The sequence below is a fragment of the Leucobacter luti genome (genome assembly GCF_050310065.1).
Classification (GTDB): Bacteria; Actinomycetota; Actinomycetes; order Actinomycetales; family Microbacteriaceae; genus Leucobacter; species Leucobacter luti_B.
In genome coordinates this window covers 177,483-192,143 of record NZ_CP190007.1, presented here as the reverse complement: position 1 = coordinate 192,143, position 14,661 = coordinate 177,483, and the positions used below count along the sequence as shown (strand labels likewise).

Annotated in this window: 12 protein-coding genes; 7 read left to right on the top strand and 5 right to left on the bottom strand. The window is 69.1% G+C overall.

Going from position 1 to position 14,661, the window contains the following annotated elements:
* Positions 1–12 precede the first annotated feature (12 nt).
* From lhgO to ACOPJ3_RS00870, 4 genes are read right to left on the bottom strand one after another with little or no spacing between them, the layout of a single operon-like run.
* Positions 13–1,260 (bottom strand): L-2-hydroxyglutarate oxidase, encoded by a 1,248-nt coding sequence (lhgO, locus tag ACOPJ3_RS00885; protein WP_427869946.1) that lies wholly within the window; start codon positions 1,258–1,260, stop codon positions 13–15.
* A 33-nt stretch (positions 1,261–1,293) separates the two neighbouring features.
* Complete coding sequence (locus ACOPJ3_RS00880; RefSeq protein WP_427869945.1) at positions 1,294–2,280, bottom strand: TAXI family TRAP transporter solute-binding subunit; 987 nt, start codon at positions 2,278–2,280, stop codon at positions 1,294–1,296.
* A complete protein-coding gene (locus tag ACOPJ3_RS00875) occupies positions 2,277–3,692 on the bottom strand; it encodes a sensor histidine kinase (protein WP_427869944.1) in 1,416 nt (471 codons plus the stop codon). Before ACOPJ3_RS00875 ends, ACOPJ3_RS00880 begins: the two co-directional genes overlap by 4 nt.
* A 12-nt stretch (positions 3,693–3,704) precedes the next feature.
* Entirely contained in the window at positions 3,705–4,358 is a 654-nt protein-coding gene (locus ACOPJ3_RS00870) for a response regulator transcription factor (RefSeq protein ID WP_427869943.1), read from the bottom strand.
* A gap of 122 nt (positions 4,359–4,480) precedes the next feature.
* On the opposite strand from ACOPJ3_RS00870, the gene ACOPJ3_RS00865 reads away from it, so the two are divergent.
* A complete protein-coding gene (locus ACOPJ3_RS00865; RefSeq protein WP_427869942.1) occupies positions 4,481–6,679 on the top strand; it encodes a TRAP transporter permease in 2,199 nt (732 codons plus the stop codon).
* Between the two features lie 51 nt (positions 6,680–6,730).
* Positions 6,731–7,786 (top strand): TAXI family TRAP transporter solute-binding subunit, encoded by a 1,056-nt coding sequence (locus ACOPJ3_RS00860; RefSeq protein ID WP_427869941.1) that lies wholly within the window; start codon positions 6,731–6,733, stop codon positions 7,784–7,786.
* Positions 7,787–7,961: 175 nt separating this feature from the next.
* Here ACOPJ3_RS00860 and ACOPJ3_RS00855 read toward each other — a convergent pair whose 3' ends face one another.
* Positions 7,962–8,786: a BtpA/SgcQ family protein gene (locus tag ACOPJ3_RS00855; RefSeq protein ID WP_427869940.1), complete on the bottom strand. Its 825-nt coding sequence runs from the start codon at positions 8,784–8,786 to the stop codon at positions 7,962–7,964.
* A gap of 124 nt (positions 8,787–8,910) precedes the next feature.
* On the opposite strand from ACOPJ3_RS00855, the gene ACOPJ3_RS00850 reads away from it, so the two are divergent.
* The 5 genes from ACOPJ3_RS00850 (at position 8,911) to ACOPJ3_RS00830 (ending at position 14,658) form a co-directional block, all read left to right on the top strand.
* A complete protein-coding gene (locus ACOPJ3_RS00850; protein WP_427869939.1) occupies positions 8,911–9,684 on the top strand; it encodes a DeoR/GlpR family DNA-binding transcription regulator in 774 nt (257 codons plus the stop codon).
* Positions 9,685–9,908: 224 nt separating this feature from the next.
* Positions 9,909–10,952 carry an autoinducer 2 ABC transporter substrate-binding protein gene (locus ACOPJ3_RS00845; protein ID WP_427869938.1) on the top strand — a complete coding sequence of 348 codons (1,044 nt, stop codon included), beginning with the start codon at positions 9,909–9,911 and terminating at the stop codon, positions 10,950–10,952.
* A 58-nt stretch (positions 10,953–11,010) separates the two neighbouring features.
* The gene (locus ACOPJ3_RS00840; protein ID WP_427869937.1) at positions 11,011–12,525 is read left to right on the top strand and encodes a sugar ABC transporter ATP-binding protein; all 1,515 of its coding nucleotides are present in this window, start codon (positions 11,011–11,013) and stop codon (positions 12,523–12,525) included.
* Positions 12,522–13,568 (top strand): ABC transporter permease, encoded by a 1,047-nt coding sequence (locus ACOPJ3_RS00835; protein WP_427869936.1) that lies wholly within the window; start codon positions 12,522–12,524, stop codon positions 13,566–13,568. Before ACOPJ3_RS00840 ends, ACOPJ3_RS00835 begins: the two co-directional genes overlap by 4 nt.
* Entirely contained in the window at positions 13,558–14,658 is a 1,101-nt protein-coding gene (locus ACOPJ3_RS00830; protein WP_427869935.1) for an ABC transporter permease, read from the top strand. The genes ACOPJ3_RS00835 and ACOPJ3_RS00830 overlap by 11 nt, the downstream gene beginning before the upstream one ends.
* Positions 14,659–14,661 lie beyond the last annotated feature (3 nt).

Sequence of the window (14,661 nt, the reverse complement as noted above, 5' to 3'; positions counted from 1 at the left end):
CGCAAGCGCGCCCTACCGCCCCATGCGGTCGACGAGCTCCGAGGCGAGCGCGAACGCGCTCGTCGCGGCGGGGGACGGCGCGTTCCGCACGTGCGTGGCGCCCGGCATGTCCGAGATGACGAAGTCGTCGACGAGGGTGCCGTCGCGGCCGACGGCCTGCGCGCGCACGCCCGCGGTGCTGCCTGGCGCGAGCGGGAGGTGCGCGATCGCGGGCGCGTACTCGGCGGCCGCCCGCACCATCGCGCGCCGGCTCATCAGGAGTTTCAGCTCAGTGAACGCGTTGCGCCAGTAGCGGGCGCCGACGCGCCACAGGCCGGGCCACGCGGCGAGCGAGGCGAGGTCGCGCGGCCGCACCCGGGAGATCCGGTAGGCGTCGCGCGCCCCCGCGACGAACGCGGTCGGCCCGATCGAGACGCTGCCGTCGATGTGGCGGGTGATGTGCACGCCGAGGAACGGCAGGTCAGGATCCGGAACCGGGTAGATCATGCCGCGCACGATCTGGGGCGCGGGATCCCCGGCCAGGTGCAGGTACGCGCCGCGGAACGGCACGATGCGCGGGTCGGGATCCGCGCCGGAGGCGGCGGCGAGCCGGTCCGACCAGAGGCCGGCGCACGCCACCACCCAGCCGGCGCGCAGCAGCTCGCGCCCGCCCGCGCGCACGATCGTCGCGGATCCGCTCCGCGCGAGCTCCGACACCCGCGTGCCGAAGAGGAAGCGCACGCCGCGCCCGCGCAGCTCGCGCTCGAGCGCGCGGCACACCTCCGCGTAGTCGACGATGCCCGTGTTGGGGGAGTGCAGCGCCGCGACGCCGACCGCGTTCGGTTCGACCTCCCGGATCGCGTCGCCCTCGAGCCAGCGGAGCCCCGGCACGCCGTTGGCGATCCCGCGCCGCTCGAGCTCCCTGAGCGCGGGCAGCTCGCGAGAATTGCGCGCGACCAGCAGTTTTCCGGCGCGTTCGACGGGCACGCCCGCCTCCTCGCAGAACGCGTACATGCGCCGCGCGCCCTCGACGCAGAGCCTGGCCTTGAGCGAGCCTGGCGTGTAGTAGACGCCGCTGTGTATCACGCCGGAGTTGTGGCCCGTCTGGTGCGCCGCGACCCGGTCCTCGCCCTCGATGACCACGATCTTGGCCTCCGGCTCCCGCGCGAGGAGCTCGCGCGCGGTCGCGAGGCCGACGATGCCGGCCCCGATCACGGCGTATTCGAAGGCGGCGCCGGCGGCTCCGCTGGCTGCTCCGGATCCAGACTCCTGCTCACTCATGTTGCTCCAATCGTTGATCAACCAGGGAAGAGTTCACCCGTAGCGCTCCGCGTAGCGCCGCTCCGCGGCGGCGTGCAGGGGGATCGGCATCGTGCCGATCAGGGACTCGGCCGAGAGGAAGTGCATCCCGTAGGACGGCTGCGGGATCAGGAGTTCCGCGTCGTCGATGAGCACGTCGGCGAAGCCCTCGGCGAGCCCGGCCGGCAGCGTCGGGCGGGCGAGTAGGAGGTTCGACACCCCGATCGCGGGCAGCGGCTCGCGCGAGCCGTACACGTTCGCGGGCACGAGCGCCTCCTGGTACAGCGGCCCGTACTCCTCGATGAGCGGCGGCAGGGCGGCCGAGAGGTCGAGCAGGGTCACGGGCGAGGTCGCTTCGATCCGGGTGAGCTCGGGCACGGGCAGCCCGCCCGACCAGAAGAGCGCGTCGATCGAGCCCCCGGCGAGGCGGGTCACGGCGTCCGCGAGGCGCAGCTCGAGCAGCTGCGCCGAGCTCCCGCCCTCGGCACCCTCGAGCCCGAGCGCCGCGAGCGTGCGCCGCGCCGACTCCGCGGTGCCGGATCCGGTCGCCCCGATCGACACGCTCCGCCCCGCGAGCTGCTCGACCCGCCTGAGCCCGGAATCCGCGAGCACGACGCACTGCAGGTAGTTCTGGTAGACCCGTCCGAGCGAGACGAGCTCGTCGCGCGCCTCGACGGCGGTGTCGATGAGCGCGATCCCGAGCTCCGCCTCGCCGCTCAGCAGGAGGTCGATGTTGTCGGCGCTGCCGCCGGTCTCGCGCGCCGTGAACGCGGACGCGATCCCGCGCGCCTTCGCGGCCCGCCCGAGCGCCTGCCCGAAGCGGATGTAGGTGCCGCCCGGTTCGCCGCACGCCATCGAGATCCTGGGCGCCCCGCCGCCCGGCGCGCAGCCGGTGAGCGCGGGCAGCGCGCCGGCGAGCAGCCCGGCGGCGCCGAGCGCGCCGGTCGAGAGGAGCGTGCGGCGGCGGATCCCGCCCCCGATCCCGGCCCCGGCCCCGCTCATCGCTCGTCGCTCCGCAGCCGGATCGTGATCCTGAGCCCGCCCTCCGGCGCCCGGTCGAACTCGGCGCCGCCGCCGTTCGCGCGGGCGATCCCCGTGAGGATCGCTAGCCCGAGGCCCGTGCCGGGGAGCGCGCCCGTGCGCTCGGAGCGCCAGAAGCGGGCGCCGGCCTGCGCGAGCTCGTCGTCGCTGAGGCCCGGCCCGTCGTCGCTGATCGCGAGCTCGGTCCAGTCGCCCCGCCGCGTGAGCCGCACGGTCACGGTCGCGCCGTCGCCCGCGTACTTGCGGGCGTTCTCGAGGGCGTTCTCGAGCATCTCCTCGAGGTCGGAGAAGGCGCAGTTCACGGTCGCCTCGCCGCCGACCGCGACGAGCCGTTGCCCGGCCCGCTCGTGCAGGTGCCGGTAGGGGCTCACGAGCGCCTCGGCCGAGCGGATCACGCGCAGCTTCTGCGCGGCGGGGCCGGATCCGGACTCTGCGGCGTTCACGCGGTGCTCGACGCCCGCGAGGTTCAGCATGCGCTCGGCGATCCGCTCGATCCTGGCCGCGTCCTCGTCGAGCATGCGCAGCTCCTCGTCCTCCTCGTCGTCGACGCGGAGGGCGTCGATTCGGAGCCGGATCGCGGCGAGCGGGTTCCGCAGCAGGTGCGAGGCGTCGGCGACGAAGTCCCGCTGCTGGGCGAGCGAGTGCTCCATGCTCTCCGTCATGACGAGGATCGAGCGGGTGAGCTCGCGCAGCTCGCGTGGCGCCTTCCGCGAGATCGCGCTGAGGTCGCGGTGCGCGGGGAACGCGCTCGCGGCCTCGTCGAGCGCCCGCACGGGGCGCAGCACGGAGCTCGTCCAGCGCAGCGCGATCACGACGAGCCCCGCGATGAGCGCGATCCCGAGCGCGATGACGAGCCCCCACGAGATCGCGACGTCGCGCTGCGCGGGGCCGAGCTCCGGTTCGAGCACGACCGTGCCGAGGCTGAGTTCCGCGCTGCCGAGCACGGGCTGCGCGACGACGCCGCTCCCGCTGCCGCCCGAGCCGCCCGGCCCGCCCGCTCCGCCCCACGGGAGCACTGGCGCGATCTCCCACTGCGGCACGTTGCGGGCGGCGACCGCGGCGGCGGCTTCGACGTCGTCGCGTTCCGGATCCAGCTCGCCCGCCGAGGCGACGACCTCGCCGGAAAGGTCGAGCACCACGGTCGACTCTCCGTAGACCTGGAAGTGGCGGTCGAGGTGCTCCCGCAGCGCCGACGTCGTGCCCGTCTCGATCGCGGGGCGGGCGAGCTGCACGAGGTGGTCGACCGCGGCCTGGCGCGACACGAGCAGCTGGTTCGCGCGCGCCTCGGAGATGTAGCCGAGGGTGGGGCCGATGATCGCGACGACCGAGATGAGGCCGAAGACGAGGAGCGGGATCAGGACGGAGCGCCTCATCGCGTGCGGCGCCTACGGGTCGAGGCGGTACCCGAAACCGCGGATCGTCGTGATGGTCGCGGCGCCCGAGAGCTTCTGCCTGACGGCGGCGAGGTGCACGTCGAAGGCGCGCGACTTCGCCGCGAACGCGTCGCCCCAGATCTCGTCGAGCAGCTGCTCACGGTTGACGGCGATCCCGAGCCGCTGCCCGAGGAACGCGAGCAACGCGAACTCTTTCGGCGTGAACGGGACCTCCTCACCGCGCACGAGCACGCGGTGCGCCGTGAGGTCGATCTCGACCTCGCCCGCGCGCACGGCTGGCCGCTCCTCGCTCGGCTGCCGCCTGCGGGAGACGACCTCGATGCGGGCCAGGAGCTCGCGCAGCCGCATGGGCTTCACGAGGTAGTCGTCGGCGCCGAGGCGCAGCGCGAGCACGGTCGATCGCTCGTCGCCGCGGGCCGTGATCACGATGATGGGCAGGTCGTTCACGAGCCTGAGCTGGCGGATCACGCTGAAGCCGTCGCCGTCCTCGAGGCCGAGGTCGAGCAGCAGCAGGTCAGCGTCGGCGTGCCCGAGCAGCACGTCGGAGCCGCGCGTGACGTGCGTTGCCGTGTGGCCGCTCCGCGTCAGCTGCTTGGAGAGCGCCGCCGCGAGCGAGCGGTCGTCCTCCGCGATGAGAACCTGCATGCGGCAAGTCTAGGGATTTCCCATGCGGCCGTGTCGGGCCCGGAAGTTCCGGATGTTAAGGAGACGCAAGGATTCGGGGAAGTGCTTGGGGCGCGCGTGGCACCCGTCCTAGCGTGCCACGCATGAGCTACAACGATGTAGAGCGGAACGACGGTGTTCCGCGGAAGCCAGACGACGGCGACGTGCTCCTCCGGGAGACACCGACCACGACCGCCGTGCCCGTGCCCGAGAGCATCATCGACGAGTTCGACGAGGAGCTGCCCTCGCGCAGGCTCCCGCAGAAGATCGAGCGGATCGTCACGGCCTACTGCTTCGTCGTGGCCGCGCTCGTGCTTCTGCAGGTGTTCTTCCCGCTCAAGCAGGGCAATCAGTTCTCGCTCATCGCGTTCCTCTCGGCGACGCTCCCCCTCGTCTTCCTGCTCTACCGGGGCCGGACGAGGAGGAAGTCCGACGACGGCAAGCCGGACGTGCCCGGCTGGTTCGACATGCTGCTCACGGTCATCGCCGCGCTCGTCTGCACCTACCCGATGCTGCCGCTCGTCATCGGAGACGGGGGCGGCGGCTTCGACGAGTTCCTGAACCGCCAGGGCACGCTCGGCACGACCGACATCATCGCGGGCACCCTCCTCACCCTGCTCGTGCTCGAGGCGACGAGGCGCACCACGGGCCTCGTGCTCCCCATCTTCTGCATCGTCTTCTTCCTCTTCGCCTACTACGGCGGCTACCTCCCCATGAACTGGGCGATCAGCCACGCAGGCGTCAACTACAGCCAGATCATCAACGGCTTCTACAACGACCAGTCGGGCTTCTTCGGCACGCCGCTCAGCGTCGCCGCCACCTACATCGTGCTGTTCATCTTCTACGGCCAGGTGCTCTCGGCGACCGGCGCAGGCCGCTTCTTCGTGAACTTCTCGTTCTCCCTCTTCCACAAGTCCCGCTCGGCCGCGGGCCGCACGGTCGTGACGAGCGGCTTCCTGCTCGGCACGGTGTCCGGATCCGGAACCGCGACGGCAGTGACCCTCGGCTCGCTCGCCTGGCCCATCCTGAAGAAGGCCGGCTACCCCCGCGAGAGCGCGGGCGGCATGCTCGCGGCAGCGGGCATCGGCGCGATCCTGTCGCCGCCGACGCTCGGCGCCGCGGCGTTCATCATCGCCGAGTACCTGGGCGTCTCCTACCTCGAGGTCATGATCTGGGCGCTCATCCCCACGATCCTCTACTACGCGGGCATCTTCATCGCGGTCGAGATCGACGCGCGGCGCTTCGCGACGAAGCCGGTGAACCCCTCGACGCAGCGCCCCCGCGACCTGCTCATGCGCTTCGGGTATCACTTCCTCTCGCTCGGCATCATCGTCGTGTTCCTCGCGATGGGCCTGCCCCCGTTCCGCGCGATCGTGTACGCGACCGGCGTCGCGGCCCTCTTCGGGCTCATCGAGCGGATCGTCTCGGGTCGGGATCCGCTCGACGAGGACTCCGTGAGGCAGCCCCGCGGCGCGGCGCTCCTCGACTACGCCGGCGACCTCTACCGGGCGCTCGCGAACGGGATCCGGGCGTCCCTCCCCGTCGTCGCGGTGTGCGCCGCGGCAGGCATCATCACGAGCGTCATCGTGAAGACCGGCGTCGGACTCACCTTCTCGCAGATGCTCGTCGCCGCCGGGCAGGCCGTGAGCGACAACCCCCAGGTCGTGCTCGTCATCACGGCAGTGCTCGCCGCCATCGCGATCACGATGCTCGGCCTCGCGGTGCCCGTCACGGCGTCCTTCATCATCTCCTGGGTCATCATCGGGCCCGCCCTCATCACGCTCGGCGTCGAGAAGCCCGAGGCGGCGATGTTCATCTTCTACTACGCGGTGCTCTCGGAGGTGTCGCCGCCGACGGCGCTCGCCGCAGTCGCCGCGGCGGCCATCACGGGCGGCGCCACCATGAAGACCATGTGGCAGGCCATGAAGTACGCGCTGCCCGCGTTCCTCGCGCCGCTCGCCTTCGTGCTCACGCCCGCCGGCGGCAGCCTGCTGCTCAACGGCGACTGGGGCACCTCGGCGTGGGCGACCCTCGTCTCACTCGTCGCGGTCGCGGCGCTCGCCGTCGCAACGGGCGGCTGGGCCTTCGGCCGGGCGACCTGGCTCGAGCGGGCGCTCTTCATCGTGGGCGCCGTGCTCTGCCTCTACCTCGAGCTCCCCTCGATCCTCGCCGGCCTCGCGATCATCGCCGCCGCCACGCTCCTCAACTACATCCGGGTCAAACGGGACCCGGGCGAGGGCGTCGGCGAGCCGGCGCCAGCCTCAGACGTCAGGGCGTCGAGCCCGGCCGCCCAGGCCGGCTGATCCGGCGCCGACTCCTCAGCCCAAATTGCTCCCCTCTGAAAGGACACCACAGTGAAACTCACCTCCTCCCTCCTCGGCCGCGCGTCGCGCCGGACGCCGCTCCGCAGGGTCGCGGTCGCCGTCTCGGCCGCCGCACTCGTCGCGGTCTCCCTCACGGCCTGTGGCGGCCAGCAGCCCCGCAGCTCGGAGAGCTCCGGATCCGGATCCGCCTCCGGCGCATCAGACGGCTGCGAGGCGCCCTCCGACCAGCTCACGATCGCGACCGGCAACTCGACGGGCGTCTACTACGTGCTCGGCGGCGCCATCGCGAACCTGCTCAGCTCGGAGACGGACCTGCGCGTCACGGCCGCCGAGACGGGCGCGTCCGTGCAGAACGTGCAGCAGCTCGTCGGCGGCGACTACGACATCGCGTTCTCGCTCTCCGACACCGCGGCGGACGCCGTGAACGGCGACGGAGCCTTTGGCGAGCCGCAGCCCGTGAAGGCGCTCGGCGTGATCCACTCGAACTACACGCAGGTGCTCGTGCGCAAGGACGCGAACATCGAATCCCTCGAGGACCTCAAGGGGCACTCGGTCTCGACCGGCTCGCCCAAGTCGGGCACCGAGGTCATCGCGCTCCGCCTGCTCGAGTCGGCCGGGCTCGACCCGCAGACCGACGTCAACATGCAGCGCCTCGACCTCGCGACGAGCGTCGACGGCCTCACGAACGGGACCATCGACGCGCTCGTCTGGTCGGGCGGCCTGCCGACGCCGAATATCACCGAGCTCTTCACCTCGAACCCGGACGTCGCCGAGTTCCTCGACATCACGCCCGTGCTGCCCGAGATGCAGAAGATCAACTCCGTCTACGAGGAGGGCGAGATCCCGGCCGACACCTACAAGACCGACGCCGACGTGCCGACCATCGTCGTGTCGAACATGCTGCTCGTGCGCGACGACTTCGACGACAGCACCGCCTGCGCGATCACCAAGACGATCTGGGGCAACGTCGACCAGCTCACGACGGTGCACTCGGCGGCCGAGGAGTTCACGCCGAAGGCGGCGCTCGCCACCGACCCGGTCGAGCTGAACGCGGGCGCGAAGCGCGCCCTGGAGGAGCTGGAGTAGGGGGCGCGGCGCGCTCGGCGCGCTGCGCTCGGCGCGCTGCGCTCGCTGGGAGATCTGCACCCAGCTGAACTGGATGCCCAAATTCTTGAAGTTGGGCGCAGATTTCCCAGCGAGCGCAGCGGCGCGAGGGGCCGGCGCAGCGCCGCGGCACCCGCCGGCGCCGCCGGCGCGGCGGCTAGGCCGGGACCCGCGCGTCCCGGAACTCGCGGGCCGCCGACATGAGCTCCTCGACCCTGGGCAGCTCGACTTCATTCTCGAAGCGCCCGTCGCGCTTGAAGTAGGTGCCGATCACGGCTCCATCTGCGACCGCAAGTTGTTCGGCGACGTTGTGCGCACGCACGCCGGTGTTCACGAAGACGGGGGTGTCCCCCGCGTTCTCCTTCACGATCGTGAGCGATTGGGTATCCGTGGGGGCGCCGGCCGTGAGCCCGGAGACGCACAGCGCGTCGGGCTTGCACGCGAACACGGTTGATCGGGCGATCGAGGCGAGATCCCGATCCGCAAGGTACTTCGCAGACTCAGGCACGATGTTGAAGAGGAGCTTGACCCCGGCCGCGCCGATGCGGTGGCGGTGTCGAGCGACCTCGCCAACGTTTGTGTCCCAGAGTCCGAAGTCGCTCGCGTACACCCCGGTGAAAATCTCACGCACGAACTTCGCGTCCGTTGCGGTCGCGAGATCAATCGAGGCGCGCCCGTCCCAGAGCACGTTCACGCCGTAGGGCACGCTCAGGTCGCGCTGCAACTCGCCGATGATCCTGGCCATCGTGATCGCCGTGATGGGCTCCGTCTTGGTCAGGTAGGGCAGGCTGAACTCGTTAGAGATCAGGACACCGTCGACGCCGCCCTCCTGGAGTCCTGCGAGTTCGCGGCGCGCGCGTTCGACAATCGCCGAAACGCCAGCGCTCGTGTCATAGCCGGGATCACCGGGCAGCGCGCTCAGGTGCAGCATCGCGATGACCGGTTTCTGCGTGCGGAAGACCTCGGGAAGCCAGTTGGGCATAATTCCTCCGAAATGGGTGTTGAGCCTCAAAAAGTGTGAATAAATCACGATGAGCTAACCACAAGTGAGTCAATAACACAATCGCGTGATTTATGGTGTACTCAGACTGGCCTGGAGGCGAACTATGGAAGCGCAAGAGCGGCGGGATCTGATCGAGCGGAGAATCCTCTCCGATGGCGAGGCTTCATTCAAGGCGCTCGCGATGGAATTTGGCGTCTCTGAAATGACCGTCCGGCGTGATCTCGAGGCGCTCGAGCACGGAGGCAGCGTCCGCAGGATCATGGGCGGCGCGATTGCGGCGCACGGCACGGCCGTCGAGCCGGGCTTTGACTCGCGCGCCCTTGTCGGTGCACGCGAGAAGGTCAACATCGCCATGGCCGCGGTGAATCACCTCAAGCAGGGTGAGACCGTGGTGTTGGACAGCGGCAGCACCGCGCTCGCAGTCGCGCGCACGCTCGTGGGGCGAGGGCTCGGGCTGACGATCGTCACGCCCAGCATCCTTGTCGCGAGCGAGCTGCACAACGAACCCAACACCACGGTGCTGGTGACCGGCGGCACCGTGCGCCCGGGGGAGCTGAGCCTCATCGGTGCCGAGTCGGTCGCGGCGTTCGAGCGATACAACTGCGACGCATACATCATGGGTGTCTCAGGAGTCGACGGGAAGCGTGGCCTCTCCGACTACAGCAACGAGGAGGGGGCGGTGAAGCGCGCTGCCATGCGGGCCGCCGAACGGATCATCGTCGTTGCCGACGCATCAAAGCTCGGCAGGGTGCATCTCACGAATGTGGCCCAGCCCGGCGAGATTGACCTGCTCATCACGGACGGGCCGCAGGATCATCCCGCGCTCGTCGGGCTGCGGGCGGCCGGCGTACAGGTGGAGTGCGTGCCCGAACTCTGAGCCGGGATCCGTCGCGGCGACGCGGTGCCGCTTTGCGGGCACCGCAGGTCTGGCCTGCGTGTGAATCGCGTGTGAATTACGTGCAGTCACGCGCGGAAAAACCGCCGAAACGCAGGCGCGTTGCCATTGACAACCCGCACGCGTGGCAATTAATCTGCCCAAGCGGATGAAAGTTCATCCCAACTTTCAAGATTTTGATGGAAAGTCACACAAGGGAGTGTTTTATGCGACGCAAAGTGGCAACAGGATTCGGAATCGCTGCGGTCGCGGCGCTCGCACTGACGGGCTGTGGCCAGGTCGGCGGCGGTGGATCTGCCGGCGGCGGGGGCGGAAACTCAGACAAGGGTGACGGCCCGCTCACCATGGTGACGGTCGTCAAGGTCTCCGGCGTCGGGTGGTTCGATCGCATGGAGGTCGGAGTCAACGAATACGCGCAGGAGTCTGGCAACGACGCCAGGCAGGAGGGCGCTGATGACGCCAGCCCGGAGAAGCAGATCCAGATCATTCAGGACCTGATTCCTCAGGCGCCCGCGGCCATCACGGTGGTCCCGAACTCGCCCGAGGCTCTCGAATCGGTGCTCGGTCAGGCGCGGGATCAGGGCATCGTCGTGGTCGCCCACGAGGCGGCCGGCATCAAGAACGCCGACGTCGACATCGAGGCGTTCGACAACGAGTCCTACGGTGCCCAGATCATGGACAACCTCGGCGAGTGCATGTCGGGCGAAGGCGAATACGTGCAGTTCGTCGGTGGACTCACGGCCAAGACCCACATGGACTGGGTCGGTGGCGCCTATGACAAGCAGCAGGCCGAGTTCCCGAAGATGAAGCGCGTGGAGGACCCGGTCGAGAGCAAGGAGGACGAGAACGTCGCGTATCAGCGCACGAAGGAGCTCATTGCGAAGCACCCGAACCTCAAGGGCATCCAGGGGTCCGCTGGCACTGACGTCGCAGGCGCGGCGCGGGCTGTCCAGGAGGCTGGCCTCGCAGACCAGGTGTGCGTCATGGGCACGAGCATCCCCTCGGTCGCGAAGAAGTACCTCGGCGACGGCTCGATCGACAAGATCTTCTTCTGGGATCCGGCGATGGCCGGAAAGGCGCAGCTGAAGATCGCGGAGATGCTCGTGAAGGGTGAGAAGGTCGAGGAGGGTACCGACCTCGGGATCAAGGGGTACGACTCGCTGAAGAAGCTCGAGGGCTTCGACAACGTCTTCGTGGGCGACGCGGCCGTGATCGTCGACAAGAACAACGTCGACGAGTACGACTTCTGAGCCACACCCGATCGGGACCGGGTCGATGCGACCCGGTCCCCTCCCTGAAGGAGCAGCGATGCCCAGAGAAGCCTCCGAGCTAGGCGCCGGCCCCGTTCTCGAAGTGCGCGGGATACGGAAGACTTTCGGAGGCGTGGTCGCCCTCGACCAGGTCTCCATGGCACTCCACGCGGGGAGCGTGCACTGCCTCGCGGGTGAGAACGGGTGCGGGAAATCGACACTCATCAAGATCATCAGCGGCGTCGAGAGCGCGGACTCCGGCGAGATCCTGATCGATGGCGAGTCCGTCCAGAAGATGACGCCGATGCTCGCACTCCGCTCTGGAATCCAGGTGATCTACCAGGACTTCTCGCTGTTCCCGAATCTGACCGTCGCAGAGAACATCGTGCTTCCCGCGGCGATCGCGGATCGACGCAAGTTGTTCAGCGCGCGCAAACTCCGGCCCGCGGCCGAGCGGATCGTCGAGGAGCTCGAGCTTCGCCTCGACCTCGACGCGGAGGTGGGCCGGCTCTCGGTTGCGGATCGTCAGCTGACGGCCATCTGCCGGGCGCTCGTCCAGGACGCCCGCGTGATCTTCATGGACGAGCCGACGACGGCGCTCACCCACTCGGAGGTGAAGCGGCTGTTCGCGCTCGTGAATCGGCTGCAGCAACGCGGGGTCGCGCTCGTGTTTGTGAGTCACAAGCTCGAAGAGGCCCTGGGGGTCTCGCAGGAGCTCACGGTGCTGCGCAGCGGAAAGCTCGTGGCGCACGGCCCGGCGACGGAGTTCGATGTGCGCTCCCTCACCGAGGCGATGACGGGCCGCGACGTCGACGATTCGCGGGTCGTCGTGGACGTCGATCCGAGCGTCGAACCCCTGCTCACGGTCGAGCGGCTCGACCTCCCCGGCGCCTTCACCGACGTCAGCTTCGAGCTTCGCCCGGGAGAGGTCTTGGGCCTCACAGGACTTCTCGGCTCTGGCCGAGGCGAGATCGCGGAGGCGCTCTTCGGCGTGCTGAAGGCGAAGTCCGGCAGCGTGCAGCTCGGCGGCAGGCGGATCCCGGCTGGCAGCATCGAGAAGGCCGTCGACGCTGGCATCGGGTATGTGCCGGAGGATCGCCTCACTCAGGGGCTCTTCCTCGACAAGTCGATCTCGGACAACATCATCGCGGGCTCCCTTGACAAGCACGCCCGCGGCAGAGTGTTCTTGAGCCCGAAGCGCGCCGCAGCGACGATCTCGAGGCTCTTCGAGCGCCTCCGGATCAAGGCGCCGAGCGTCGCAGCACCGGTGCGCTCGCTCTCCGGCGGCAACGCCCAGCGCGTCGTGCTCGCGAAGTGGCTCGCGACCGAGCCGAGGGTGCTCATCCTGAACGGGCCAACCGTCGGCGTCGACGTGGGGTCGAAGGAGGAGATCCTGCAGATTCTGCGCGAGACGGCGCGGGCCGGCATGGGCGTGATCATGATCTCCGACGACGTCCCGGAGCTCGTCTCGATCTGCAACCGGGTGCTCATCGTTCGCCGCGGCGAGATCGTCGCCGAGTTCGACGGGGACCAGATCGAGACCGACAGAATCCAGGAGGTGATGGCCGCATGACCGGCTCGACCCGTTCCATATTTGGCGCCAGGGGCGCATCCCGCTTCACGAGCGAGCTCGTGCTCGTCGGCATCATCGTCCTGCTCGTCGTCGCGATGAGCCTCGTCAACCCGACCTTCTTCACGGTGCACACGCTCTTTTCGATCCTGCGTGCGGCTCTCGTTCCCATGGTCCTGGCGCTCGGCGTGCTCCTCGTCATCATCTCGGGCGGGATCGACGTCTCGTTCCCCGCCATCGCAATCTTCTCGGCCTACACGACGGTGTTCCTCGCGCAGCAGGGGGCGTTCGACCCCGGGGTGCTCGGCGCGCTCGTCATCAGCGTGGTGCTCGGCGCGCTACTCGGGTCCGTGAACGGCGTGGTGATCGCACGCTTCCGATTGCCGACGCTGATCGTGACGCTCGCGACGCAGGGCATCTTCAAGGGCGTGCTGCTCGCATACGTGGGCTCCAAGTACATCGCGGACCTCCCCGCGAGCATGTCCCAGCTCTCGACCTCGAACCTCATCGCGATCGAGGGTACGCGCGCGTACCTGCCGATGCTGACCGTGCCGGTCATCGTGCTCGTCATCGGGGTGTCACTGCTCCTGCGGAAGACCATGTTCGGGCGCGGACTCTACGCGATCGGAGGCGACATCGAGGGCGCCAGGCGAGCGGGCTTCCCGGTCATCCGGTTCCAGATCCTGCTCTACGTGCTCGCAGGCGCGATCGCGGCGGTGGGTGGGCTGATCCACGTGACGCTCGGTCAGAACGCGAATCCCCAGGATCTCGTGGGCACCGAGCTCGATGTCATCGCGGCGGTCGTGCTGGGCGGAGCTTCAATCTTCGGGGGCAAGGGCAGCGTGACCGGCACGGTGCTCGGCGTCCTGCTCGTACAGATCATCAATAACAGCCTGATCCTGATGGGAGTGCCGACGGCGTGGCAGCGCGCCGCGGTGGGCATCCTGCTCGCGCTCGGCGTCGGGGTGCAGGCGATCATGGCGAAGCGTGCCGCGAAGCGGACCTTCGTCCTGGACACGGAGAAGGAGGCGAGCCATGCCGGCTGAGCCGCAGGGCGCGTTCGCCAGGGCGAACGCGCAGGTGGACCGCTCGTTCGCCTCGTTCCTCTCGCGCATTCATGTCGAGCGCGGGATTGGCCGCATGGTCGTCCTGCTCGTCCTCGCGTTCGCGTTCTTCGCGATCATGAAGCCAGCGGTCTTCCTGAACCCGCTGAACCTGCAGAACCTCATGGTCGCGTCGCCCGAGATCGGGATCCTGGCCGTCGCGATGGCGTTCGCGATGATGACCGGCGGGATCGACCTATCGCTCGTGGCCACCGCAAACCTCACCGCGATCACCGTGAGCACGGTCTACTCAGCTGTGGCGGCCGGAGACCCCGGTCAGGCGGAGTCCATGGCCCCGCTGATCCTGCTTCTCGGGCTGGGCGTCGGGCTTCTTGCGGGGCTGTTCAACGCCTTCCTCATCGCCACCGTCGGCATAGCGCCGATCCTCGCGACGCTCGCGTCGATGCAGATCTTCAACGGGCTCGCGATCGTGTGGACGGGCGGCAAGACGCTGTACGGCGCCCCCGCAGCGCTTGCGGGGCTCGGAAAATCGACGGTGGCGGGGATCCCGGTCCTCTTCATCCTGTTCGTCGTGATCGCGCTGCTCGTTGGCGTGATCCTCTCCCGCACGCCGTTCGGGCGGCGGACGATGCTCCAGGGCGCGAACCCGGTGGCTGCGCAGTACTCGGGGATCCGGCGCTCGAGCGTGCTCTACGGCACCTATCTGCTGACGGGCCTCCTGGGCGCGTGCGCCGGCCTGGTGTTCCTTGCGCGCAATCCGACCGCGAGCGCCGACTATGGCAGCTCCTATGTGCTGCTCGTGATCGTGATCGCGGTGCTCGGCGGGACGAACCCGATGGGCGGGTACGCGACGGTCACGGGCGTCGTTCTTGCCGCGCTCGTGCTCCAGGTCGTGCAGTCGGGATTCACCGCGCTTCGGCTGTCTTCCTACGAGTACGCGATCGCGCAGGGTGTGATTCTGATTGCGGTCATGGTCTTCGATCAGCTTCGCCTGAAACGCTGGCGCAGACGGCCGACGCCGACCGAGACGCGCACGCTCGCGGTCGCCGCGAGCGGGCAGGCCACCAAGTGAGAG

What these genes read in the sequence shown, in the direction of transcription:
- ACOPJ3_RS00845 (WP_427869938.1), top strand. Translation starts at nt 9,909, where the DNA reads ATGCGACGCAAAGTGGCAACAGGATTCGGAATCGCTGCGGTCGCGGCG.
- ACOPJ3_RS00870 (WP_427869943.1), bottom strand. Translation starts at nt 4,358, where the DNA reads ATGCAGGTTCTCATCGCGGAGGACGACCGCTCGCTCGCGGCGGCGCTC.
- ACOPJ3_RS00835 (WP_427869936.1), top strand. Translation starts at nt 12,522, where the DNA reads ATGACCGGCTCGACCCGTTCCATATTTGGCGCCAGGGGCGCATCCCGC.
- ACOPJ3_RS00880 (WP_427869945.1), bottom strand. Translation starts at nt 2,280, where the DNA reads ATGAGCGGGGCCGGGGCCGGGATCGGGGGCGGGATCCGCCGCCGCACG.
- ACOPJ3_RS00850 (WP_427869939.1), top strand. Translation starts at nt 8,911, where the DNA reads ATGGAAGCGCAAGAGCGGCGGGATCTGATCGAGCGGAGAATCCTCTCC.
- ACOPJ3_RS00840 (WP_427869937.1), top strand. Translation starts at nt 11,011, where the DNA reads ATGCCCAGAGAAGCCTCCGAGCTAGGCGCCGGCCCCGTTCTCGAAGTG.
- ACOPJ3_RS00830 (WP_427869935.1), top strand. Translation starts at nt 13,558, where the DNA reads ATGCCGGCTGAGCCGCAGGGCGCGTTCGCCAGGGCGAACGCGCAGGTG.
- ACOPJ3_RS00855 (WP_427869940.1), bottom strand. Translation starts at nt 8,786, where the DNA reads ATGCCCAACTGGCTTCCCGAGGTCTTCCGCACGCAGAAACCGGTCATC.
- lhgO (WP_427869946.1), bottom strand. Translation starts at nt 1,260, where the DNA reads ATGAGTGAGCAGGAGTCTGGATCCGGAGCAGCCAGCGGAGCCGCCGGC.
- ACOPJ3_RS00875 (WP_427869944.1), bottom strand. Translation starts at nt 3,692, where the DNA reads ATGAGGCGCTCCGTCCTGATCCCGCTCCTCGTCTTCGGCCTCATCTCG.
- ACOPJ3_RS00865 (WP_427869942.1), top strand. Translation starts at nt 4,481, where the DNA reads ATGAGCTACAACGATGTAGAGCGGAACGACGGTGTTCCGCGGAAGCCA.